Genomic DNA, 21288 nt, shown 5'->3' on the forward strand with positions numbered 1-21288 from the left:
CGCCCGGGCGGGGCGCGTCCGTGGACCGGCGAAATGGGGCTCGCTACTTCTTGGAGCCGGCGGCCTTGCCGAAGCGGGCCTCGAAGCGGGCCACACGGCCACCGGTGTCGAGGATCTTCTGCTTGCCCGTGTAGAACGGGTGGCACTCGGAGCAGACGTCGGCGCGGATGGTGCCGGCCTCGATCGTGCTACGGGTGGTGAACGACGCGCCGCAGGTGCAGCTGACCTGCGTCTCGACGTACGCGGGGTGGATGTCGCGCTTCAAGGTGTCTCCTAGGTTTCGGGAGGGCGCCGGGTCGCAGCCGCGGGATGCGGAGGCGTGAACCGGAGCCGACGTACCAGTCTGCCAGGACTGGCGCCATCCCCCAAAACCGGGGGGCGGGGCCGTCTATTCCCCGGGGGACGGAGCGTCCGCTCCCGGGGGCGGGGAGGTGGGTTCGCGCCTGCCGGGGGCGGCTCACGACGACGTCACGACCCCGGCCGCCTCACCGGTCGCGGTGCCCTCCGTGGCCGTCTTCGGGATGGGCTGGTCGTTCTTGAGGGCCGTCCAGACCTGCTGGGCCTTCTTCTCCTGGACGAGGACGCGGTTGGGGTTGGCCGGGTCGTACCGGACCGGCATGGTGACCATGGTCATGTCGGACGGGCTGATGCTCTTGAGGCCGTTGGCGAAGGACATCAGGGAGTTCAGGGAGCCGAGGTCGGAGTCGGTGGTGACGGCCTTGGTGGCGGTGTCGGCGAGGTCGTACAGCTTGGTGCCGCCGGTGAACAGGCCGACCTTCTTGACCTGCTGGACCAGGGCCTTGACGAAGGCCTGCTGGAGCTGGATGCGGCCGAGGTCGGAGCCGTCGCCGACGCCGTGGCGGGTGCGGACCAGGGCGAGGGCCTGTTCGCCGTCGAGCTGGTGGGTGCCGGCCTTCAGGTTCAGGTGGCTGTCGGGGTCCTTGATGTCCTTGGTGGTGGTGACCTCCACCCCGCCCAGCTCGTCGATGAGCTGCTGGAAGCCGGAGAAGTCGACCTCCAGGTAGTGGTCCATGCGCACCCCGGTGACCGACTCGACGGTCTTCACCGCGCAGGCCGCGCCGCCCGTGGTGTACGCCGAGTTGAACATGACCTCGGTCGCGGCGTCGTGGGTGACGCCCTGGGCGTCGGTGCACTCGGGGCGGTCGATGAGGGTGTCGCGCGGGATGGAGACCACGCTGGCCTTCTTGTGGCCCTCGTACACGTGGATGATCATCGCCGTGTCGGAGCGGGCACTGCCGTCGTCGGTGCCGCCGCCGAGCTTCTTGTTGTCGCCGGAGCGGGTGTCCGAGCCGAGGACGAGGATGTTCTCCGAGCCGTTGTCGACCTTCGTGGGCCGGTCGGTGCCCAGGGCCTGGTCGATGTCGACGCTCTTGATGTTGCCGTTCAGTTTGAAGTAGACGTAGCCCGCCCCCGTGCCGCCGAGGACGACGATGCCCGCCGCGGTCCACGCCGCGATCAGCAGGCCCTTGTTCCGTCCGCGCGGCTTGCGGCGGCGGCCCTTGGCGCGGTGGCGCGTGCCGGCGCCGCCGGCCTGGTCCGGTGTGCCGGCCTCTCCCGGTATGCCGGGCTCCGGCGTGCTCTCGGCGGACATGTGCTCCTCACGTCTCGTCGGTCGGTTACCCCCTGTGGTCAGGGTCAGGCCTGGTCGTCCCTCGATGCCTCGGATCGGCCCCTTCCGCACCATCGTCACTCCGCCCCGTCAGACGGCGAAACTCGGGAAAGGGTTGCACAACGGACTGTGCCCGGCCCGTGGAGGGCCGGGCACGGAACGTGACCGGGCGATACGTCGGCGTACCCCGTTCACCAGCGTTTTCAGCCAAAAATGTCGTACTGCTTGAACGACGTCCCGAGCGAGACCCGTGTGGCGAAGATCGCAGTGCTCGCCTTGCCGGTGCCCTTGTAGAGGTACAGGGTGCCGCCCGGGGTCCGGGCCAGGAAGTCGGCGATGCCGTCGCCGTTGACGTCACCGACGGCGTCGAAGGCGTTGTACGTCGTCGCGCTCCAGGTCGCGACCTCGATCCGCGCGGAGAACGCGGCCGTACCGGCCGTGCCGGTGCCCGGGTACAGGTACACCGCGCCGGTGCTGGAGTTGCGGGCCAACAGGTCGGTCTTCCCGTCGCCGGTGAAGTCGCCGTGGCCGCGCACGACGTTGTACTGGTTCCAGCCGCTGCCGACCTTCACGGGCGCGGCGAAGGTGCCGTTGCCCTTGCCCGGGTAGATCCACAGGATGCCGGAGGAGTCGACGGCGAGCATGTCGGGCAGGTAGTCGCCGGTGACGTCACCGGGGGTGACGATCGCCCGGCGGGTCTTCCAGTTGTCGCCGACCAGCTGGGTCGCCCAGGTCCCGTTGGAGGGCACGCGGTGCTTCCAGAAGACGTCCCCGTCGGAGGCCCGGCGCAGCAGCAGGTCCTGGTAGCCGTCCCGGTCGAGGTCGGCCTGCAGGACGATGTCGTAGCCGCTCCAGGTGCCCCAGGACTGGCGGGCGGCCAGCGAGGTGCCCTTGGAGCCGATCTCGTATCCGGTCTTGTCTGTCGCGTTGCGCACCCACAGGTCGGCCAGGTGGTCACCGCTGAGGTTGGTGTCGTCGACGCGCGGGTAGGCCGGACCGACGTACGTGGAGATCTTGCTGAAGACGCTGTACGCGCCGCTCTCGACGCAGTCCCTCACGCCCCAGGAGACGACGCCGACGATACGGTCGCCGACCACGAGCGGGCCGCCGGAGTCGCCGTTGCAGGCGGTGGTGGTCCCGGTGTCGCTGCCGGTCGCGGGCGTGCCCGCGCAGATCATGTGGCCCTTGACGTAGTCGGCGCCGTAGTAGCCCGAGCAGGTGGTGTTGGACTGGATCGGCAGCTCGGCCGCCTTCAGCGTGTCCGAGATGTCCTGCGAGGTGGAGCTGGTACGGCCCCAGCCGTAGACCGTGCCCTTGGTCCCGGCCGCGTACGACGTCGTGTCCAGGTTCGTCGTCATCCGGATCGGCGTGGCCTTGACCGGGTTCGGCAGCGTCAGGACGGCGATGTCGTTGTCGATCGTGGTCGAGTTGTACGACCAGTGGTTCCACTGGCGCCAGACGGGCATGGCGGTGCCGCCGTGCAGGTCCCCGTCGGCGCCCATCAACTGCGGGGTCCCGGTGACGACCCAGCCGTTGGCCTTCCAGTCGTAGCCCTTGACGCAGTGTGCGGCGGTGAGGATCTTCGTCGGGGCGACGACCGCGCCGCCGCAGAAGAAGCCGATGTCGTCGCTGGTGCCGGCGGTCCCCCGGTTGTCGGCGTACCAGAGCTGGGCCATCCACGGCGCGGTGGTGATGGTCGTCGTGGCGCCACCGATGATCTTCGGGTCGATGGTGGTGGCACCGCTGCTCGCGCTCAGGGTCGCCTTGGAGGTCTGTCCGGGGGTGTCGTCACCGGCGACGGCGATGGGGGCGCGCCTCTGGAGTTCCTCGGAGGTCAGCGGTGTACCGCGGTCGACCGACGGCGGCGCCTCGGACGCCTGCGCGGACGACATGAACAGCGCGCCGGCGACGGCTGCGGCCATACCGGCCGCGGCGACGGGCAGCGCGATCCGTACGCGGCGTCTGTGGCGGCTGCCCCCGGACGTGGGTGTACCCACTCAAGTCCCCCCCTCGGGATGTGGTGTTCGTGACAGTGCGCGGTCGAGAAGCCGAGCGGAGGGCGAGATCGCACCTCGCCCGTGAACAGCGGAAAGGGCCGCCCCACGAAGGGGCGGCCCTTTCGGAAGACTGCCGTCAGTCGCCGTTGCCGGGCGTCGGGGTCGTCTTCTGGATCTGCATCAGGAACTCGATGTTCGACTTCGTCTGCTTCATCTTGTCGAGCAGCAGCTCGATCGCCTGCTGCTGGTCGAGCGCGTGCAGCACCCTCCGCAGCTTCCAGACGATGTTGAGCTCCTCGGCGCCGAGCAGGATCTCTTCCTTACGGGTGCCGGACGCGTCCACGTCCACCGCCGGGAAGATGCGCTTGTCGGCGAGCTTCCGGTCGAGCTTGAGCTCCATGTTGCCGGTGCCCTTGAACTCCTCGAAGATCACCTCGTCCATGCGGGAGCCGGTGTCGACGAGGGCCGTCGCCAGGATGGTGAGCGAGCCACCGTCCTCGATGTTGCGCGCCGCACCGAAGAAGCGCTTCGGCGGGTACAGCGCGGTCGAGTCGACACCACCGGACAGGATGCGGCCGGAGGCGGGCGCGGCCAGGTTGTACGCACGGCCCAGACGCGTGATCGAGTCGAGCAGCACGACCACGTCGTGGCCCAGCTCCACCAGGCGCTTGGCGCGCTCGATGGCGAGTTCGGCGACCGTCGTGTGGTCCTCGGCCGGGCGGTCGAAGGTCGAGGAGATGACCTCGCCCTTCACCGACCGCTGCATGTCGGTGACCTCTTCCGGACGCTCGTCGACGAGGACGACCATCAGGTGGCACTCGGGGTTGTTGTGGGTGATCGCGTTGGCGATCGCCTGCATGATCATGGTCTTGCCGGTCTTCGGCGGGGCCACGATCAGACCGCGCTGGCCCTTACCGATCGGCGACACGAGGTCGATGATCCGGGTGGTGAGGACGCCGGGGTCCGTCTCCAGGCGGAGGCGGTCCTGCGGGTACAGCGGGGTGAGCTTGTTGAACTCCGGGCGGCCACGGCCGTGTTCGGGCGCCATGCCGTTGACGGAGTCCAGGCGCACCAGCGCGTTGAACTTCTCGCGCCGCTCGCCTTCCTTGGGCTGACGCACGGCACCGGTGATGTGGTCACCCTTGCGCAGGCCGTTCTTGCGGACCTGGGCGAGGGAGACGTACACGTCGTTCGGCCCCGGCAGGTAGCCCGAGGTACGGATGAAGGCGTAGTTGTCGAGGATGTCCAGGATGCCCGCGACGGGGATCAGGACGTCGTCCTCGGTGATCTGCGGCTCGGGGGCGCCCATCTCGTCGCGGCCACGGCGACCTCGGCGGTCCCGGTAGCGGCCGCGACGGCCACGGCGGCCGCCCTCGAAGTCGTCGTCGTCCTGCGGACCGGCGTTGCGGTCCTGGCGGCCGCCGCCCTGCTGCTGGTTCTGCTGCTGGCGCTGGCCGCCCTGGCCCTGCTGGTCGTCGCCCTTGCCGCGGCGGTCGCGGTCACGGCCGCGCTCACGGCGGTCGCGGCGGCGGCCCTCGCCACCGTCGGCGTCGGCCTTGGCGTCGCCCTGCGGCTGCTCGGTCTGCGCGGGAGCCGGGGTCTCGGCCTTGGGGGCGCTCTTCGCCTCGGCCGTGACGGTCTCGGGGCTGCCCGCGTCGGCGGTGGCGCGGCGACGGCGGCGCTCGGTGGGGGCGTCGTTCCCCCCAGCCGGCTGGCCGGGGATCTCGATCTGCTGCTGGGCCACGGCCTTCTCGGCGGGGGCCTCCGCGGGGGCCGCGTCCGCCTTCTTCTCGGCGGCGGCCTCGCCCGTACGCGCCTTGGAGGTGGCGCGGCGCTTCGGCTTGGTCTCGGTGGCGGCCTCGGCCTTCGCCGGGGCGGCGCCACCGCCGGCCTGCGCCTCCTTGATGACCTCGATCAGCTGGCTCTTGCGCATGCGCGCGGTGCCCCTGATGCCGAGGCCGGATGCGACCTGCTGCAGCTCGGCCAGCACCATGCCCTCGAGGCCGGTACCGCGGCGCCGCCGGGAGCCGGCACCGGTGGCAGGCGCGGAGGCGTCCGTGGCGGGCGCGGCAGCGGTCTCCTCGACACGTGCGCCCATCAGATCGGTGGTGTCGCTCACGAAGGGTCCTTCCCTGGAGCGGACGTCGGCCTGTCTGGCTCGGCGACCGGTTGTGCTGTCCGACTTCGGTCCTTGCTGTGGCGAAGCCGGGGCGGTGGTCCGCCAAAGCGGCGGAAGAGATTTCTGGTGATGGCGCTTCCTCGACGAGCCGTGGCACCCAGTGTCACGTGGCGTGGTCGCACCGATTCCGGAGCGTGCCCTGCAGACCGCTCAGCGTCGCTGCACGGCGTACTGCCCAGGTACGACGTACGGAACGCAGTGCGGCTTGGGGAGCTCCCGGAAGAATGTCTGTCCCGGAGGGGGACATGAAGCACCTCGCCATGGTGAGGTCGGGTGCAGACTTGAGGTTAACACTACCGGATCCAACAAACATTCCCCCTCTCGAAATCCGGCAACCGTCACGCTTTTCAGATGTCGCCGGAGGGTGCGAGCGGCAGCACGCTCGCTCCCCGCAGGTCCAGGGCCAGCCGGTTCGCGGCCCAGTCCGTACCGGCCAGGGCCTCGACCTTGTCGGCCGTGTCCGCGTCGGCCAGCGCCATCACGGTGGGTCCGGCGCCGGAGATCACCGCGGGGATGCCGTCGGCGCGCAGCCGCTCCACCAGTGCCGCGCTCTCCGGCATGGCCGGCGCCCGGTACTCCTGGTGGAGGCGGTCCTCGGTGGCGGGCAGCAGCAGCTCGGGGCGCCTGGTCAGGGCCTCGACGAGCAGGGCGGCACGGCCCGCGTTGGTGGCGGCGTCGACGTGCGGCACGGTGCGCGGGAGCAGACCGCGCGCGGTCTCGGTCAGTACCGGCTTTCCGGGCACGAAAACCACCGGAACGATGGAATCGGAGGGCTCCATTCTGATCGCCCGCGCGGCGCCCGCCTCCATCCAGGAGAGGGTGAAGCCGCCGAGCAGACAGGCCGCGACGTTGTCGGGGTGGCCCTCGATCTCGGTGGCGAGCTCGAGCAGGCCGACGTCGTCGAGCTTGCTCTCGCCGCCTATGGTCACGGCGCGGGCGGCGACGATGCCGGCGCAGATGGCGGCGGAGGAGGAGCCGAGGCCGCGGCCGTGCGGGATGCGGTTGGCGCAGACGATCTCCAGGCCGCGCGGCTGGCCGCCCAGGACGTCGAAGGCGGTGCGCAGGGAGCGGACGAGGAGGTGCTTCTCGTCACGTGGCAGCGTCTCGCTGCCCTCACCCGCGATGTCGATGTGCAGCCCGGAGTCGGCCACCCGGACGACGACGTCGTCGTACAGCCCCAGCGCGAGGCCCAGGGCGTCGAAGCCCGGACCGAGGTTGGCGCTGGTGGCGGGGACGCGCACCCGGACGGCGGCGGCGCGGAACGCTGGACCGGCCATCGCTCGTTGACTCTCCTTGAGCTGCGTGATGGTCGAATGACATTCGATGACGTACGAAGACCCACGGGCCGCTGAAGACGGCGCGGCCCCGTTGCCGGCCGCGCGATATGCGGAGGCATATGCGGTAGGCGGGTTCGGTACAGCCTATCGAAGGAAGGTTCTGTGACGACATAGGGCGCACAGGAGGCGCACGATGCGTGTCGTAAGCCCCCCGTGCACCCCTGAGCGGGTTACCCCTGCCCGGGACCTGCCGGAACCCGCGGGGCCCGGCCCGGGCCGACCGAGCCCGGCCGGCCCGGCGGCCTTCGTCAGGCGAGGCCGAGACGCGCGGCCGCGGTCACCGCGTCGACGGGGACGGTGACCGGCTGCGGAGCACCGGCGACGGCCCAGTCGGGGTCCTTCAGCCCGTTGCCGGTGACGGTGCACACGATCGTCTGCCCCGGGTCGACCTTGCCCTGCTCGGCGGCCTTGAGCAGACCGGCCACGGACGCGGCGGACGCGGGCTCCACGAACACACCCTCCTGCGCGGCCAACAGCCGGTAGGCGCGCAGGATCTCACGGTCCGTCACCTCGTCGATGAGACCGCCGGACTCGTCCCGCGCCGCCAGCGCGTACTGCCAGGAGGCGGGGTTGCCGATACGGATGGCGGTGGCGATGGTCGACGGGTCCTTGACCACCTCGCCGCGCACGATCGGTGCACTGCCGGACGCCTGGAAGCCCCACATCCGGGGGGTCTTCGCGGCGACACCGTCGGCGGCGTACTCGGTGTACCCCTTCCAGTACGCGGTGATGTTGCCCGCGTTGCCGACCGGCAGGACGTGGATGTCGGGGGCGTCCCCGAGCATGTCCACGATCTCGAACGCGGCCGTCTTCTGGCCTTCGATACGCACCGGGTTGACCGAATTGACCAGGGCCACGGGGTAGTTGTCGCTCAGGGCGCGGGCCAGGGTGAGGCAGTCGTCGAAGTTGCCGTCGACCTGGAGGATCTTCGCGCCGTGGACGAGGGCCTGCCCCATCTTGCCGAGCGCGATCTTGCCCTGCGGGACGAGAACGGCCGACACCATGCCCGCGCGCACGGCGTACGCGGCGGCGGAGGCGGACGTGTTGCCCGTGGAGGCGCAGATGACCGCCTTCGCGCCCTCCTCCTTGGCCCGCGTGATGGCCATGGTCATGCCGCGGTCCTTGAAGGACCCGGTGGGGTTGGCGCCCTCGACCTTGAGGTGGACCTCGCAGCCGGTGCGCTCGGAGAGCACCTGCGCGGGCACGAGGGGCGTGCCGCCCTCGCGGAGCGTCACGACGGGCGTGCTGTCGGATACCGGCAGCCGGTCCCGGTACTCCTCGATGATTCCGCGCCACTGGTGGGTCATTACTGGTTACTCTCCTTCAACCCGCATGATGCTGGCGACACCCCGCACGGTGTCGAGCTTGCGCAGCGCCTCGACGGTCCCGCTCAGCGAGGCGTCGGACGCGCGGTGGGTGACGACGACGAGGGAGGCCTCGCCGTCCTTGCCCTGCTGGCGAACCGTATCGATCGACACGCCGTGCTCGGCGAACACGGTCGCGACCTGGGCGAGAACACCCGGTTTGTCCGCGACGTCGAGGCTGATGTGGTAGCGGGTGACCACGTCACCCATCGGCGACACGGGCAGGGCGGCGTACGCCGACTCGCCGGGCCCCGTCGCCCCGCTGAGCCGGTTACGGCACACGGCGACGAGGTCGCCGAGGACGGCGGAGGCGGTGGGAGCACCGCCGGCGCCGGGACCGTAGAACATCAGCTGCCCCGACGCGTCCGACTCCACGAACACGGCGTTGTACGCGCCGCGCACGGAGGCGAGCGGGTGGGTCAGCGGAATCATGGCGGGGTGCACGCGCGCGGTGACCGAGCCTCCGTCCGCCGCCCGCTCGCAGATGGCGAGCAGTTTGATGGTGCAGCCCATCTCCTTGGCGGAGGCGAAGTCGGCCGCGGTGACCTCGGTCATGCCCTCGCGGTAGACGTCGTCGAGGCGCACGCGCGTGTGGAAGGCGATTCCGGCGAGGATGGCGGCCTTGGCGGCGGCGTCGAAGCCCTCGACGTCGGCGGTGGGGTCGGCCTCCGCGTATCCCAGGGCGGTGGCCTCGTCGAGGGCCTCCTGGTACCCGGCGCCGGTGGAGTCCATCTTGTCGAGGATGAAGTTGGTCGTCCCGTTGACGATCCCCATCACCCGGTTGATCTTGTCGCCGGCGAGGGACTCGCGCAGCGGCCGGATCAGCGGGATGGCGCCGGCGACGGCGGCCTCGTAGTAGAGGTCCTCGCCGTGCTCGTCGGCGGCGGCGTGCAGGGCGGCGCCGTCCTGGGCGAGCAGCGCCTTGTTGGCGGAGACGACGGAGGCGCCGTACTCGAAGGCGGTGGTGATGAGGGTGCGGGCGGGCTCGATACCGCCGATGACCTCGACCACGACGTCGATGTCGCCGCGTTTGACGAGGGCGGTGGCGTCGGTGGTGACGAGCGCGGGGTCGATGCCCTCACGGACCTTGGAGGGCCGCCGCACCGCGACACCTGCCAGCTCGACGGGGGCCCCGATCCTGGCCGCGAGGTCGTCGGCGTGCGTCGTCATGATGCGCGCCACCTCTGAGCCGACCACTCCACAGCCCAGCAGCGCCACCTTCAGCGGACGCGTACGCATCATCCGACCTCGTTTCCTCATACCGTCTAGGTTGGACCAGTCTCACCCACCGAACCGGAGTTTCTATCCCTGGTCCGGATCGTGAGACGTCTATTTCATTTTCGCAAGGGCCCCGAACAGGAGATCTTCCGCCTGCTTTTCCCGGGGTTTCCCGGGTTCCCGCGGACCCCTGCGAGTTTCCCGGAGTCCCCGGAGATTTCCCGGCAGTCCCCGGAGATTTCCCGGAGTCCCCGCCGGCTCCCGGGCTTTCTGACCGTTTCCCGGAGCCGAGTCCCGGGCCCGGCGGGGTTCCCGCCCCCGTCGTCCCCTCACCCGACATCGAGCCGCAGAAGGTCCTCCTCCGTCTCGCGCCGCACGATGACCCGGGCCTCGCCGTCGCGCACGGCGACGACGGGCGGACGCAGGACGTGGTTGTAGTTGCTGGCCATCGACCGGCAGTACGCGCCGGTGGCCGGTACGGCGATCAGGTCACCCGGTGCCAGGTCGGAGGGAAGGAAGGCGTCCTTCACGACGATGTCACCGCTCTCACAGTGCTTGCCGACCACACGGGCCGCCATCGGCTCGGCGTCGGAGGTGCGGGAGACGAGGGCGACGCTGTACTCGGCGTCGTACAGCGCGGTACGGATGTTGTCCGACATACCGCCGTCGACGGAGACGTACGTACGCAGCCCGTCGAGGGGCTTGATGGTGCCGACCTCGTACAGGGTGAAGGCGGTCGGCCCGACGATGGCCCGCCCGGGCTCGACGGAGATCCGGGGGGTGCGCAGCCGGGCGGCCTCGCACTCCCGCGTGACGATCTCGGTGAGCGCCTTGGCGATCTCGTGGGGCTCGCGCGGGTCGTCGTCACTCGTGTAGGCGATCCCGAGCCCGCCGCCGAGGTCGATCTCGGGCAGCTCGACCCCGTGCTCGTCGCGGATGTCCTTGAGGAGTCCCACGACCCGATGGGCGGCGACCTCGAAGCCGGACATGTCGAAGATCTGCGAGCCGATGTGGCTGTGGATGCCGATCAGCTCGAGCCCGTCCAGCTGCAGCGCCCGCCGCACGGCCTCGGCGGCCTGCCCGCCGGCCAGCGGAATCCCGAACTTCTGGTCCTCGTGGGCGGTGGCGATGAACTCGTGGGTGTGGGCTTCCACACCGACGGTGATGCGGATCTGCACGCGCTGCCGCTTCCCGAGGGACTGCGCGATGTGGGCGACGCGGACGATCTCCTGGAAGGAGTCGAGGACGATCCGGCCGACCCCGGCCCGGATGGCCCTGTCGATCTCCTCCATGGACTTGTTGTTGCCGTGGAAGGCGATGCGGTCGGCGGGCATGCCGGCGGAGAGCGCGGTGGCGAGCTCGCCGCCGGAGCAGACGTCGAGGTTGAGCCCTTCCTCGTGCAGCCAGCGGACGACGGCACGGGAGAGGAACGCCTTGCCGGCGTAGAAGACGTCGGCGTCGGCACCGAAGGCGGTACGCCAGGCGCGGGCCCGTGCCCGGAAGTCGGCCTCATCGAGGACGTAGGCGGGGGTGCCGTGCTGTTCGGCGAGGGTCTTCACGTCGATCCCGCCGACGGTGACGACCCCGTCCGGACCCCGGCTGACGGTGTGCGCCCACACCTTGGGGTCGAGGGCGTTGAGGTCGGCGGGCGGGGCGGAGTAGTGGCCCTCGGGAAGGACGTCGGCGTGGCGGGGCCCGGCGGGGTGTGCGGAACGGCTCATCTGGGCGTGCTCTTTCAGAGGTGATCGGGTGCGTCGATGCCGAGCAGGTTCAGGCCGCCGGCCAGCACCGTCCCGGCGGCTTCGGCGAGGGCGAGCCGGGCGCGGTGGGCGGCCGAGGGTTTCTCCTCGCCGAGGGGCAGGACGGTGGGAAGCAGGACGAGGGTGGCGTCGGCGAGGGCGACGAGGTGCCGGGTGAGGCGGGAGGGGGCGGCGGTGCCCTCCGGCTGCGGGACCGCGGCGACCGTGCCGAGGATGCGGGGGTGGTCGGCGAGGAGGGTGACGAGCGCCGACACGGCGTCCGGGGTCCTTGGCCCGTCCACGACGCCGGGCTCGGCGCTGAATCCCAGGTCGGCGGCGTTACGGCTGACGGCGCGGGTGCGGGCGTGGGCGTAACGGACACGGAAGAGGGGGTTGCCCTCCCGCTGGACCAGGTGGTCGGCGGTGATGCGGGGCCGGTCGTGGGGGGCGGGGTGCAGCAACGCCCACCGGGCGGCGTCGAGCCCGAGCGGAGCAGGGTCCTCCGGCGCCGGGACCGGCCGCAGATTGACGGGCTCACGGTGTTCGACCTCGACGCGCCCGCCCTGCGAGCCGACGATCCGCGCCAGCGCGTCGGCGAGCACCTCGGCGCGGACGTCGTAGGGCACGCGCAGCTCGACGACCTGCCCGGCGAGAGTGGTCCCGTGCCCGTAGCGGGGGCCTTCCCGCAGGATCCGCTCGACGAGGGCGACGGAGGTGGCGCCGCGGTCGAGGCTGATGTTGAGAAACCCGGGCCCGGTGATCTCGACACCCGTCACACCGACCGCGCGGGCGAGATGCGGTTGCAGCACCTCGGCGACGCGCAGCGGGGGCCGGCCCGCGGGACGGGCCAGCTGCAGGGCGATGTTGGTGGCGTAGTCGCCACATCCACCGGGCCCCGGCGGCACGATGACCGCCCGCGAAGGCACGGCCACACTCAGCTCCCCGGCGTCGACAGCACGACGTACCGCATGCACCACGGTGCGCGAAAGCTCGACGGGGGTCACGGGACAAGGGTAGGGGAGGAGGGGGGTGGGTAGGCGACGCGGTTTGGGAGGGTCCGGGATGTGGACGGGTGGGGTGGGGGCGGTGGGTTCGGTGCGGTGGGGTTGCGGGTGGGGTGGGGTTGCGGGTGGGGTGGGAGTGGGGGTGGCGGTGGGCTGGGTGTGGCGGGGTGGGGGGGCGGGGTGCGAGCGGCAGAGCAGGCGCGGTGGGTGAGCAGGCAGAGCCGGCGCGGTGGGCGAGGAAGCAGGTGAGTGAGGTAACGGGGTGCGCACGGGCGCGAGGACGTGGGGGGCCGGTCCTGCCACAGCCGAGTGCCGACTGTCGTACTCAGCACTGCCCCTGATCCTGTCCCTACCCCCGTACCTCCCCCTGCCGCTACTCGGCCACTGGCCCGTTACCTGTACCTGCCCCGACACCCTCTCCGGTGCCGAGTGCTGACCCGAAGCCGACGCCGAGTGTGCCTTGCGCATGGCCGGCGTCACCCGCGGTCCTGTCATCTCCGACCCTGCCATCTACTCCCCCGTCGCCAACCCCCTCCCCCCGTTTCCCTTCCATCAGCTTCCGCACGAGGCTCACGAGGTCGGCAGGCTCGAAGGGCTTGGGGAGAAAGGCGTCGACGCCGACTTCGAGGCCGGCCTCGACCTCGTACTGGGTACAGGCGCTGATGATCGCGAGGGGAAGGTCGCGGGTGAGCGGGTCGGCACGCAGTCGCGCGGCCGTTCGCAGCCCGTCCAGCCGGGGCATGACGACATCGAGGGTCACAAGATCGGGCCGCACCTGATGAATGACATCCAGACACTCGGCACCATCGGACGCGGTCACGACCTCGAGGCCCTCCAGCTCGAGGTTGACCCTGATCAGCTGCCGGATGACCTTGTTGTCGTCCACAACAAGCACCCGGCCCGAAGCGCCTGGCACAACTCGAGAGTAGGTCCGCACCGGCCACCGCGTCCGGGTTTTCCCCACTTCCACCCCGTGCGGGCGACCAGCACCGCCGCCGGCCCCACAGAAACCCGTTCATGAACACCCCGAGCGAGCTGGTAGTGTTCTACCCGTCGCCGCGAGCAAGAAGCTCCACCCGACACGCCCCCGTAGCTCAGGGGATAGAGCAACGGCCTCCGGAGCCGTGTGCGCAGGTTCGAATCCTGCCGGGGGCACCTTGGATCAGGTGCCTAAAGACCCCGCCACCAGCGAGAACGCTGAGGACGGGGTCTTCGCGTATGTGCAGGCGGATGCCGCCCGGAGCGGCCGTATGTCGAGGTCTGTGGACGAGGCGTGGACGGGATCTTGGAGCATCGCCGCAGGTCGCTGGCTGCTTTCTGGCCCTGGGCTTAGCTTGCCCTCAAGGCCGGGCGACCGGCACGGCCCCAGCCGTGAGGCCCGGCGCAGCCGGCTGCTTAGACGTCATCTCATTTGGTGAGTCGGCGGTAGCAGATGAGGATGCAGGCGATGCTGGTGAAGGCCAGGAAGTGCTCGGCTTTGCGCTCGTAGCGACGGTGCAGCCTGCGGCATCCGGCGAGCCAGGACATCGTGCGTTCGATGGTCCAGCGGTGGCGGCCCAGACGAGCTGAAGACTCGATGCCTTTGCGGGCGATGCGGGGCCTGATGCCGCGCTCGCGTAACCATCGCCGCAGGTGGTCGTAGTCGTACCCCTTGTCGGCGTGGAGCTTTCCCGGTCTGCGCCGCCGTCGTCCGCGCCGGGAGCGGGTCGGCGGTATCCCCTTCACTAGCGGGATCAGCGCCTGACTGTCGTGCAGGTTCGCCCCCGAGATTCCGACGGAGAGGGGCAGACCGGTCCGCTCGGTGATCAGGTGGACCTTCGAGCCGTACTTGCCCCGGTCTACAGGATTCGGGCCTGTCAGCTCCCCCTTTTCAGGGCCCGCATGTTCACCGAGTCGATCGCGCAGCGGGACCAGTCCAGATCGCCGCGGGAGCCGAGCTCATCGAGGACCAGGCGGTGGAGCTTCGCCCACACTCGAGCCTTCGACCACTCGGAAAAGCGCCGGTGAGCCGTCGCTCCCGACGGCCCGAACGACGCGGACGGCAGTTGCTGCCACGTGCAGCCCGACGTGGCCACGAACACGATCGCGGCCAGCACCTCACGGTCACCATGCCGACGCCGACCGCCGCCCTGAGGCCGCGAAGGAGCCTCCGGGACCACCCGCTGAAACAGCTCCCACAACTCATCCGGCACCAGCCGCTCAACGATCGAAACCACGACCGACAGGCTACCGATCCAAATGAGATGACGTCTTAGATCGCTGGCATGACGGACTGGTCCCAGCTCCACCACGCCTACGGCACGGCAGAAGACATTCCCGGCCTGCTCGACGCAGTGAGCCCGGCCCCGAAGGACTCAGGATGGACCGACCTTTGGTCCCGACTGTGCCATCAAGGGACCGTCTACTCAGCGAGCTACGCGGCCCTGCCCGCCCTGCGCGACATGGCACGTCAGTGGTCACCCGCGGACAGACAGATGCCACTCACGCTCGCCGGCGCCATCTCAGCCAGCACTGATCGGCCATACGACGAGCAAGATCCTCACGTGGCCTACGCCTCGGAGATGTCGGACCTGGTGCAACTGACCGAGGAATCTCTTCGGGATCCCATCCTCGCCAACGACCCCGCTACTTACGTCTACCTGTTGGCTGCGCTCCTCAGCTTCGAGGGGGTCGAGGTCTGGGGTGAACAGCTCGACGGACTGAACGACGATGAGTTCGAAGTCCCGTGCCCCTCGTGCAGCACAGAGAACTTCGTGGCTTTCGGCGAGTACGGCTTCTTCTCAACCACGGACAGCATGTACATGAACGAGACCACGGCGAAGAAGATGCCGCTGCAGCCTGCAAACATCTCAGCCCTGGAGGGGCTGGCCCAAAGACTGCACAGTCGCGCACTCGCAGACGGCCAGACCGATGTCGCGCATAAGTTGACCTACGTTTTCGGCAAAGCACAGTGCGCCGAGTGCGACGAAGTCTTCAGCGTCGCGGAAGCCATCACCACTCGCTGGGACGCATGAAACACGCGACTGAGGCAAACTGAAGCCTCTCACGGAGGCACACCGAATCAGGCCTTGCTCCAAGCTTGCCGATGGCGAGCCGCGCTGTAGACCTGCTCCACCTGGTCGGCCGTGAGCACGCCTGAGAGCGGGGCGAGTGCAGATAACTGGCGCTCCTGGTACACCCGGACATCGAGCTGCGTAGCGACCACCTTCACCTCGATGACGCCGACGAAGACGAGCACCGGCTCCACCGGTACGGGAAAGCCGCAGTAGTGCTCAAGCACTCGGGCCACTCGCTTGGCCTCCGCCCGGCTCTTGCGTGCGTAGGGCGCCGGCTTTCCGTGGTCGACCTTCACGGAATCGTCGCCGACCCATACGGCCCTTTTGTGGTGGTGCTTTGTGTTGATGCTGAACACCCCGCCGGGCCCGATCAACAAGTGATCGACATCCACCTTGTTGGCCAGGGGGATGGAGTGCAGGACACGCCAACCGTGGCGCGCTAAGCGGTTCAACTCGGCCCCCACTCTCTTCTCCCCCGCCAGCCCCTTCCGCCAGGAGTCCCAGTCCGTGGGACGCCGCAGGAGCTGTGAGACGACCCGTTCAATCAGACCTACGCCGGACTTATCGAGCAGGTCGCGGAGGGACTCACCAGGACGGTTGGCAGACAGGTCGTCGGTCGGCGTCAAAGGCGGCAGCATCAGGCGGGTTTCAGCCTCAGGTGCCCCCTGTGGCAGGACCGGCTCGGGGTTGTCCCGTAAGTGGTGTGTCAGCACGGCGATCACGTCGTCGCGATACTCAGCGAACAGGACGGTGATATCCCCCGTCCTCACGTCCGCCCAGCCGACCGCAGTGCCATCGGGCAGATTCGCGTACAAACGATCATGCCCGTACCGCTTCCAGCGCGTGACCTTCAGCTCCACGAGCCCCCCTCGTCAGCTCTCAACTCGAAGCATCGCAGCAGGTAGGGCTCAGAACGAGAGAGGCCCCGGACAATGTGCCGGGGCCTCGCACGTCAACTCACTCATCACACTTGGATCTCGCGAACCAGGGTGTCGTCTCCCTCGTAGAGCTCCAGGGAGTAGCTCAAACCGAGGCGATGGAGTACGCCGCCGAGCTCGTCAAAACGCTGAGGGTCTATGACTCCGTTCAGCAGAATGTCCGGACCCTCGATCGGTTCGACCTCCAACCGGCACCAACTGTTTTCGACCTCGTAGCCGTGCCAGGAAGACGACCTCGAACTCCACCCCTTCCGCACGAAGTGTCGGGTCACCGCAGAGGCGTCCCGGCAACCGCGCAGGACACCGCATACGTTGTTACCGGCCTCCACCCACTCAGGATCGAGCTTTTGGCCATCGTCGGATATGTCCACGCCGGAAGTATGAGGCCCAGGTTCCGTGCGATCACTCGTATTCACGCAACAGGTCCTCGATACGCCGGTTGGCGACGTCCTGCCGGCCGTCGAGGCACTTCGCGTAGCGGGTCAGCAGGACCTCAACGCTGTTGCCGGCACGCTCGGCAACCTCGGTGGGATCTACTCCGGCATTGAGCCACGTCGACAGCGCCGAGTGGCGGAGGTCGTACGGCCGACTCGCGAGCGGCGAGGCTGCGACGGCCGGCGGGAGCGCGAGGAGCCGGGCTTCCTGCCACACGCGGTAGTAGGTCGAGGACGGGACGACCGAGCCTTTCTCGCTGAAGAAAAGCCGTCCGTCGTCCGCCGTACCGAAGGTGGCCAGGTGCTCGCGGAGCACGGCGACGAGGTGAGGTGGGATCGGCACCCGCCTCACGTCCTCGGTCGGTCGGTTCTTCAGCCCGCGGTCGTCGTGGGTCTCCCCCGAGTCGGTCCACTGCTTGCCGACCGACGGGCGAGTCCGATGGAGCAGGGCCGAGCCCCAGCCCCGTTCGGGAAGGGTCAGGTCCGTCTCGACGAGGCCTACCGCTTCCGCCGGCCGGAGACCGCCGAAGTACATGGCGGCGAACAGGCCCACGAGGCGACGGCCGCGGGCACGCCGGTATCCGCCCACATAGGAGACGGCCGCCAAGAGGCTGCGAGCCTGCTCAGGGTTGGCGACGACGCGCGGGTCCACCTGGTTGGACACCTTCGGTTTCTGCCAGCGGACCGCCGTGATGGGGTTCTCCCGCAGTTCCCCCAGGTCGACCGCATAGTTCGCGGCGTTGACGAGCGTGCGACGCTTACGCCGCACGGTTTCCGCCGCGGCTGCCGTGCCGTCGAGCTTGAGCTTCAGTGAGTCGAGAACCGCGCGGGCCGTGGCGGGCTCAGCGAGATCGGCGAGCGGTCGAGAGGCTTTGGACACCCAGTGGAGAACGTTCCGCACGTCGTCCGGGACTTCCCGATCGTCAGGCCCCGGCAAGACGAAGGCCCAGTTGCGAAGTGCTTTGCGGATCGCCTCATCGGACGGACGTCCGGCGCGGTCGTCGAGGAGTTCCACCGTCACGCTGGTAAGTGATTCGTTGATGCCGTCCCGTGTGTTGGGAGCAGCGTGGGGCCACTTCATGGCGAGGTACCTGAGGGCGAAGGCGTACCACGACACGGCCGACTTCTTCTCTTCCATCGAGGCCGGGAGCCCCGACTCGGCGTCGAACTCCTCGCCGTCGCGCATCGCCCGCATGAGCTTCGTGCGGTAGTGGTCGGCGAGCGCCTTGGTGCGGAAGGACTCCGAGAAGACATTGCCTGCCACGGACCAGCGGACACCGTACGAGGGCGTTTTGGTGTCCCGCTTACGGACGCCCCAGACCTTCACGTCGAGAGACTTCACGCCGCCGCCTCCAGCTGTCGCAGCCACGTGGTGAAGTCACTCCGCCATACCCGGAGCTCCCCATTGGGCAGCTTGAAGGCGGCGGGTCCCTGGCCCAGCTCGCGCCAGCGGTAGAAGGTGCGGCGGGAGACCCCGCCCAGCTCGGCGAGGATCTGCGGGACAGTCATCAGTTCGTCTCGTCGGCGGTCCATTCCGAGTCTCCTTCCGTGTCGGGGGCGTCGGGCCGTCGTGAGGCGGCGAGCCAGGTTTCTGCGGTGGTCAGGCCGGTGCCGGCGAAGCGCCAGTGGGAGAGGACGAGGACGGTGTCCGGGTCGGGCAGCGGGTGGCCCGCTGCGGCCGCGCGTTCGCGGGTGAGTGCTTCGTTGTGGTCGGCGCGTTCCTGGCGGAGGGCGCCGAGGGTGACGGAGTAGGCGCGGGACTTGGTGGAGAAGTGGCCGCGGAAGCCGAGCATGTGGGCCCACTTGCGCAGGCGCAGGTCTTCGAGTTCGGGCAGGGCTCCCAGGTGCCAGCAGGTGAGGATCATCTGCCGGGCGTGGTCGGTGACTTCGGCGCCGATCAGGTCGGTGATCGGGTTGCGGATGGGGCGGTCGAGGGTGCCGGTCGCGCTTTCGGCGCCTTTGGTGGCGTACTTGGCGATGTACGCGGCGACGGCCCGGCTGGTCAGGTCGGTGGTGCCGGTGAAGTCGGCCGAGCGGATCGGGCGGATGTCGAGCTGTTCGCCGAAGCGGAAGGTGTAGGCGCGGCCGTCGAGGAGCGGCCCGGGGGCCTCGGCGAGACGGGCCGCCGAGCGGATCGCGTCGGTGAGGAGGTCGGTGGTGGCCCAGGCGGGTGGGGTGTCCTCGGCTCCGTCCGGGCCGTCGAGACGGATCACGGCGTGGAAGTGGACGGCGCCGCGCCGCTGGTACTCGGCGACTTTGGCGTACGAGACCTTGAGGCAGTGGCGCAGCGCGGAACGGCCGATGCCCGCGCGGGAGGCGAGCTGCTGGCGCAGGTAGGTGGTGAAGCGGGCCCAGAGGGCGCCTGCGTGGGCGTTCCACAGGACCGCCGCGCGGTAGTCGTAGCGCTCCGGATCCAGAGGGGTGCCGAGGGCAGGATCGTCGTCTGAGTGGAGCCGCCCGCAGCGGCATCGACCGCCGCCGGGCCGGTTGTGCACCGGGCCGAACGACGGCGCGGTGAAGGTGGCGAAGACTCGGGGATGTTGGGTGACCGCCGGGCTGATGCCCTTGCCGCCGCTCAGGCCGGCCGTGACGAGGTGGAAGGTGTCCTTGCGGTAGACCTCGGCGCAGGCTGCACACCGGGTCGCGCGGCGGTTGTTGCAGCGGATGAGGAGCTGCCCGGCGGGGAGGTCGCGGTCGACGACCTCACGGACGATTTCGCCGGTTGCGGCGTGGACGTCCAGGCGGTGGCCCTCCATCCGCACGGGCCGCTCGCAGCCGCCGAGCCGTTGGATCTGCCGTGCGTAGGTGCTGAGGTCGCCATGCTGGGCGAGGGCCGCCAGTTGGCGGATGGCTCCGGTCGGCGCCTGGGGGCGCATGTGCGGGTTCCTCCTTGAAGGGACGGACGGGGATTCTGGGCAGGCGGCCCGACTTGTCGAGGGGGCTAGACAGTGTGGGCAAGCCGGGGCCGCGGAGCAGATGAGGTCAGCGGTGGTCGCTCTTCAGGAGCGAGCGGACGACGACCGCGCAGACGGCCACGGAGGCGGCGGTGATCGCGACGGCGAGGAGCATGGAGACCAGGACCGCGCCGACGACGAGGGCCAGGGCGCCGCCACCGGCGACCAGGGTGAGCGTGCTACCCGGCGTGAGCTGGACGGTCGGGCGACTGAAGACCGGGGCGGACGGGCTCGGGGTGTGGGCCGGGATGTGGGGCGCCGGGCTGTAGGTGGTCGGAGTCGGCGTGGTGGGAATCGGCGGGGTGTCCTGCGGCGGGTACTTCGGGGTGAGCACGTGGGTGATCCCTTCTGCTGGTCAGTCGAGGAGGGTGGCTACGGCGGGGGCGAGGAAGCTGTTGGCGACCAGGTAGCCGCCGAGGAGGAGCAGGACGACCAGCCACCACGGCGGGCGGGCGAGCTGGATGCCGAGGACGGCGACGACAAGGACGGCGAACCAGAGCGGGACGTCCATGGCGGTGATCTCCTTCTCAGGCCTTGCAGCGGTGGGTGCGGGCGGCGAGTTCGGCGGCGGCGCGGCTGTCGTACTCGGCGGAGAAGTCGCAGTTCGGCGCGGTGCAGGCGGCCAGGTGGCGGTTACGGCCACGGGCGAGGTACGTGGCGACCTGTACGGGACCGATGCGGCGGACGTTGCGGAAGCGCGGGTTCACTTGGGCGGTCCTTTCTCAGAGGTGAGCGGCGACGGACGGCGTCATGGACGGAGGCAGACCGAGCCGGGCCCGGACGGTGTCGGGGTCGGCGGGTTGGCCGGTGGCGGCTTGGTGTTCCTCGGCGAGGGCCTGGACGCGGTCGACCAGGGCGGGCGGGAGGGGGACGGCCGGAGCGGGCACCGGAGTGGAGACCAGGGCGGTGACCGGCTCCTCCTCGGCTGCGGGGTCCGTGGACGGTGCCGGGAGTGCGTCACGGTGATGCCCGTCGACTGCAGCCGGGGCCGAGGGCGGTTCGGTGTCCGTGTCCGGTGCAGCCGGGGATGTCGGTGCCTGCGGGATGCGCGGCGTGTGGGCCAGCAGGGTTCCGCCGAAGAAGGCGACGGCCGGCCATCCGGCGACCACGACGCGGAGGGAGGCGGGGACGTCGTCCAGGTCGAGGAGCCCGGCGGTCGCGACGTTGGCGCCGAGCGACGCAGCCAGGGCGACCAGGAACCACAGGCGCGGGCCGCCGGCGGAGTGTCCGGCGCGCTGTTGTTCGCGCATCCGGCGCCAGGCGGCGACCAGCAGCAGGTCAACGCTGACCGGGTAGGCCCACGCCTTCCAGCCGCCCTGTCCGGCCGCCTCCGCCAGGTCGTGGAGGTGGGAGAAGGACAGGGCGCCCGCAATGACGGCTTGGATGATCACCGCGTCTACGCGGGCGAGGTGGGCACGCATCGGCTCGCGATCCCTTC

At 69.9% G+C, this 21288-nt stretch carries 21 protein-coding genes and 1 tRNA gene; 2 read left to right on the top strand and 20 right to left on the bottom strand.

Annotation, left to right across the window (positions count from 1 at the left end; all coding sequences use genetic code 11):
• Window positions 1-43 precede the first annotated feature (43 nt).
• From rpmE to ACF1A1_RS36130, 10 genes are all read right to left on the bottom strand, one after another.
• Window positions 44-265, bottom strand: coding sequence for a 50S ribosomal protein L31 (rpmE, locus tag ACF1A1_RS36085; RefSeq protein WP_189942647.1), 222 nt, complete (start codon window positions 263-265; stop codon window positions 44-46).
• Between the two features lie 192 nt (window positions 266-457).
• Window positions 458-1612: an LCP family protein gene (locus ACF1A1_RS36090; RefSeq protein ID WP_392005913.1), complete on the bottom strand. Its 1155-nt coding sequence runs from the start codon at window positions 1610-1612 to the stop codon at window positions 458-460.
• A 221-nt stretch (window positions 1613-1833) separates the two neighbouring features.
• Window positions 1834-3552: a trypsin-like serine protease gene (locus ACF1A1_RS36095; RefSeq protein ID WP_392005973.1), complete on the bottom strand. Its 1719-nt coding sequence runs from the start codon at window positions 3550-3552 to the stop codon at window positions 1834-1836.
• A gap of 211 nt (window positions 3553-3763) precedes the next feature.
• Window positions 3764-5746, bottom strand: coding sequence for a transcription termination factor Rho (gene rho / locus ACF1A1_RS36100; RefSeq protein WP_392005914.1), 1983 nt, complete (start codon window positions 5744-5746; stop codon window positions 3764-3766).
• A 407-nt stretch (window positions 5747-6153) separates the two neighbouring features.
• Window positions 6154-7083, bottom strand: a complete 930-nt coding sequence (thrB, locus tag ACF1A1_RS36105; RefSeq protein ID WP_392005916.1) for a homoserine kinase — start codon at window positions 7081-7083, stop codon at window positions 6154-6156.
• 308 nt (window positions 7084-7391) lie between these two features.
• The gene (thrC, locus tag ACF1A1_RS36110) at window positions 7392-8450 is read right to left on the bottom strand and encodes a threonine synthase (protein WP_392005918.1); all 1059 of its coding nucleotides are present in this window, start codon (window positions 8448-8450) and stop codon (window positions 7392-7394) included.
• 6 nt (window positions 8451-8456) lie between these two features.
• Window positions 8457-9749: a homoserine dehydrogenase gene (locus tag ACF1A1_RS36115; protein WP_392005920.1), complete on the bottom strand. Its 1293-nt coding sequence runs from the start codon at window positions 9747-9749 to the stop codon at window positions 8457-8459.
• Between the two features lie 305 nt (window positions 9750-10054).
• Entirely contained in the window at window positions 10055-11446 is a 1392-nt protein-coding gene (gene lysA / locus ACF1A1_RS36120; RefSeq protein ID WP_392005922.1) for a diaminopimelate decarboxylase, read from the bottom strand.
• Between the two features lie 14 nt (window positions 11447-11460).
• Complete coding sequence (gene nrtL / locus ACF1A1_RS36125) at window positions 11461-12468, bottom strand: ArgS-related anticodon-binding protein NrtL (RefSeq protein WP_392005924.1); 1008 nt, start codon at window positions 12466-12468, stop codon at window positions 11461-11463.
• A gap of 373 nt (window positions 12469-12841) precedes the next feature.
• Entirely contained in the window at window positions 12842-13432 is a 591-nt protein-coding gene (locus ACF1A1_RS36130; protein WP_392005926.1) for a response regulator, read from the bottom strand.
• Between the two features lie 119 nt (window positions 13433-13551).
• Between ACF1A1_RS36130 and ACF1A1_RS36135 the strand changes: the two genes are divergently transcribed.
• Window positions 13552-13623: transfer RNA gene (locus ACF1A1_RS36135), tRNA-Arg, on the top strand.
• A 252-nt stretch (window positions 13624-13875) separates the two neighbouring features.
• On the opposite strand, the gene ACF1A1_RS36140 is transcribed toward ACF1A1_RS36135, so the two are convergent.
• A protein-coding gene (locus ACF1A1_RS36140; RefSeq protein ID WP_392005975.1) for an IS5 family transposase occupies window positions 13876-14675 on the bottom strand; the annotation gives its coding sequence in 2 pieces (ribosomal slippage) (window positions 13876-14327 and window positions 14327-14675; 801 coding nt in all).
• A gap of 57 nt (window positions 14676-14732) precedes the next feature.
• Between ACF1A1_RS36140 and ACF1A1_RS36145 the strand changes: the two genes are divergently transcribed.
• The gene (locus ACF1A1_RS36145; RefSeq protein WP_392005928.1) at window positions 14733-15482 is read left to right on the top strand and encodes a hypothetical protein; all 750 of its coding nucleotides are present in this window, start codon (window positions 14733-14735) and stop codon (window positions 15480-15482) included.
• 47 nt (window positions 15483-15529) lie between these two features.
• Here the strand turns inward: ACF1A1_RS36145 and ACF1A1_RS36150 are convergent, their stop codons facing one another.
• The 9 genes from ACF1A1_RS36150 to ACF1A1_RS36190 all read right to left on the bottom strand — a co-directional run bounded on the left by ACF1A1_RS36150 (window position 15530) and on the right by ACF1A1_RS36190 (window position 21271).
• On the bottom strand, window positions 15530-16384 hold the full coding sequence (locus ACF1A1_RS36150) for a nuclease-related domain-containing protein (RefSeq protein ID WP_392005930.1): 855 nt from the start codon (window positions 16382-16384) through the stop codon (window positions 15530-15532).
• Window positions 16385-16488: 104 nt separating this feature from the next.
• The gene (locus ACF1A1_RS36155; protein ID WP_392005932.1) at window positions 16489-16833 is read right to left on the bottom strand and encodes a hypothetical protein; all 345 of its coding nucleotides are present in this window, start codon (window positions 16831-16833) and stop codon (window positions 16489-16491) included.
• Between the two features lie 31 nt (window positions 16834-16864).
• Window positions 16865-18238, bottom strand: a complete 1374-nt coding sequence (locus tag ACF1A1_RS36160) for a tyrosine-type recombinase/integrase (protein WP_392005934.1) — start codon at window positions 18236-18238, stop codon at window positions 16865-16867.
• Window positions 18235-18429, bottom strand: a complete 195-nt coding sequence (locus ACF1A1_RS36165; RefSeq protein WP_031039432.1) for an AlpA family transcriptional regulator — start codon at window positions 18427-18429, stop codon at window positions 18235-18237. The genes ACF1A1_RS36160 and ACF1A1_RS36165 overlap by 4 nt, the downstream gene beginning before the upstream one ends.
• A complete protein-coding gene (locus ACF1A1_RS36170) occupies window positions 18405-19772 on the bottom strand; it encodes a replication initiator (protein ID WP_392005935.1) in 1368 nt (455 codons plus the stop codon). The genes ACF1A1_RS36165 and ACF1A1_RS36170 overlap by 25 nt, the downstream gene beginning before the upstream one ends.
• 106 nt (window positions 19773-19878) lie before the next feature.
• Window positions 19879-20184 carry a SpdD protein gene (locus ACF1A1_RS36175; protein WP_392005937.1) on the bottom strand — a complete coding sequence of 102 codons (306 nt, stop codon included), beginning with the start codon at window positions 20182-20184 and terminating at the stop codon, window positions 19879-19881.
• 21 nt (window positions 20185-20205) lie between these two features.
• The gene (locus ACF1A1_RS36180; protein WP_392005939.1) at window positions 20206-20361 is read right to left on the bottom strand and encodes a hypothetical protein; all 156 of its coding nucleotides are present in this window, start codon (window positions 20359-20361) and stop codon (window positions 20206-20208) included.
• A 16-nt stretch (window positions 20362-20377) separates the two neighbouring features.
• Entirely contained in the window at window positions 20378-20557 is a 180-nt protein-coding gene (locus ACF1A1_RS36185) for a mobile element transfer protein (RefSeq protein WP_392005941.1), read from the bottom strand.
• 15 nt (window positions 20558-20572) lie between these two features.
• On the bottom strand, window positions 20573-21271 hold the full coding sequence (locus ACF1A1_RS36190; RefSeq protein ID WP_392005943.1) for a DUF2637 domain-containing protein: 699 nt from the start codon (window positions 21269-21271) through the stop codon (window positions 20573-20575).
• Between the last annotated feature and the right edge of the window lie 17 nt (window positions 21272-21288).

The sequence above is a fragment of the Streptomyces sp. NPDC014995 genome (assembly GCF_043080745.1).
GTDB lineage: Bacteria > Actinomycetota > Actinomycetes > Streptomycetales > Streptomycetaceae > Streptomyces.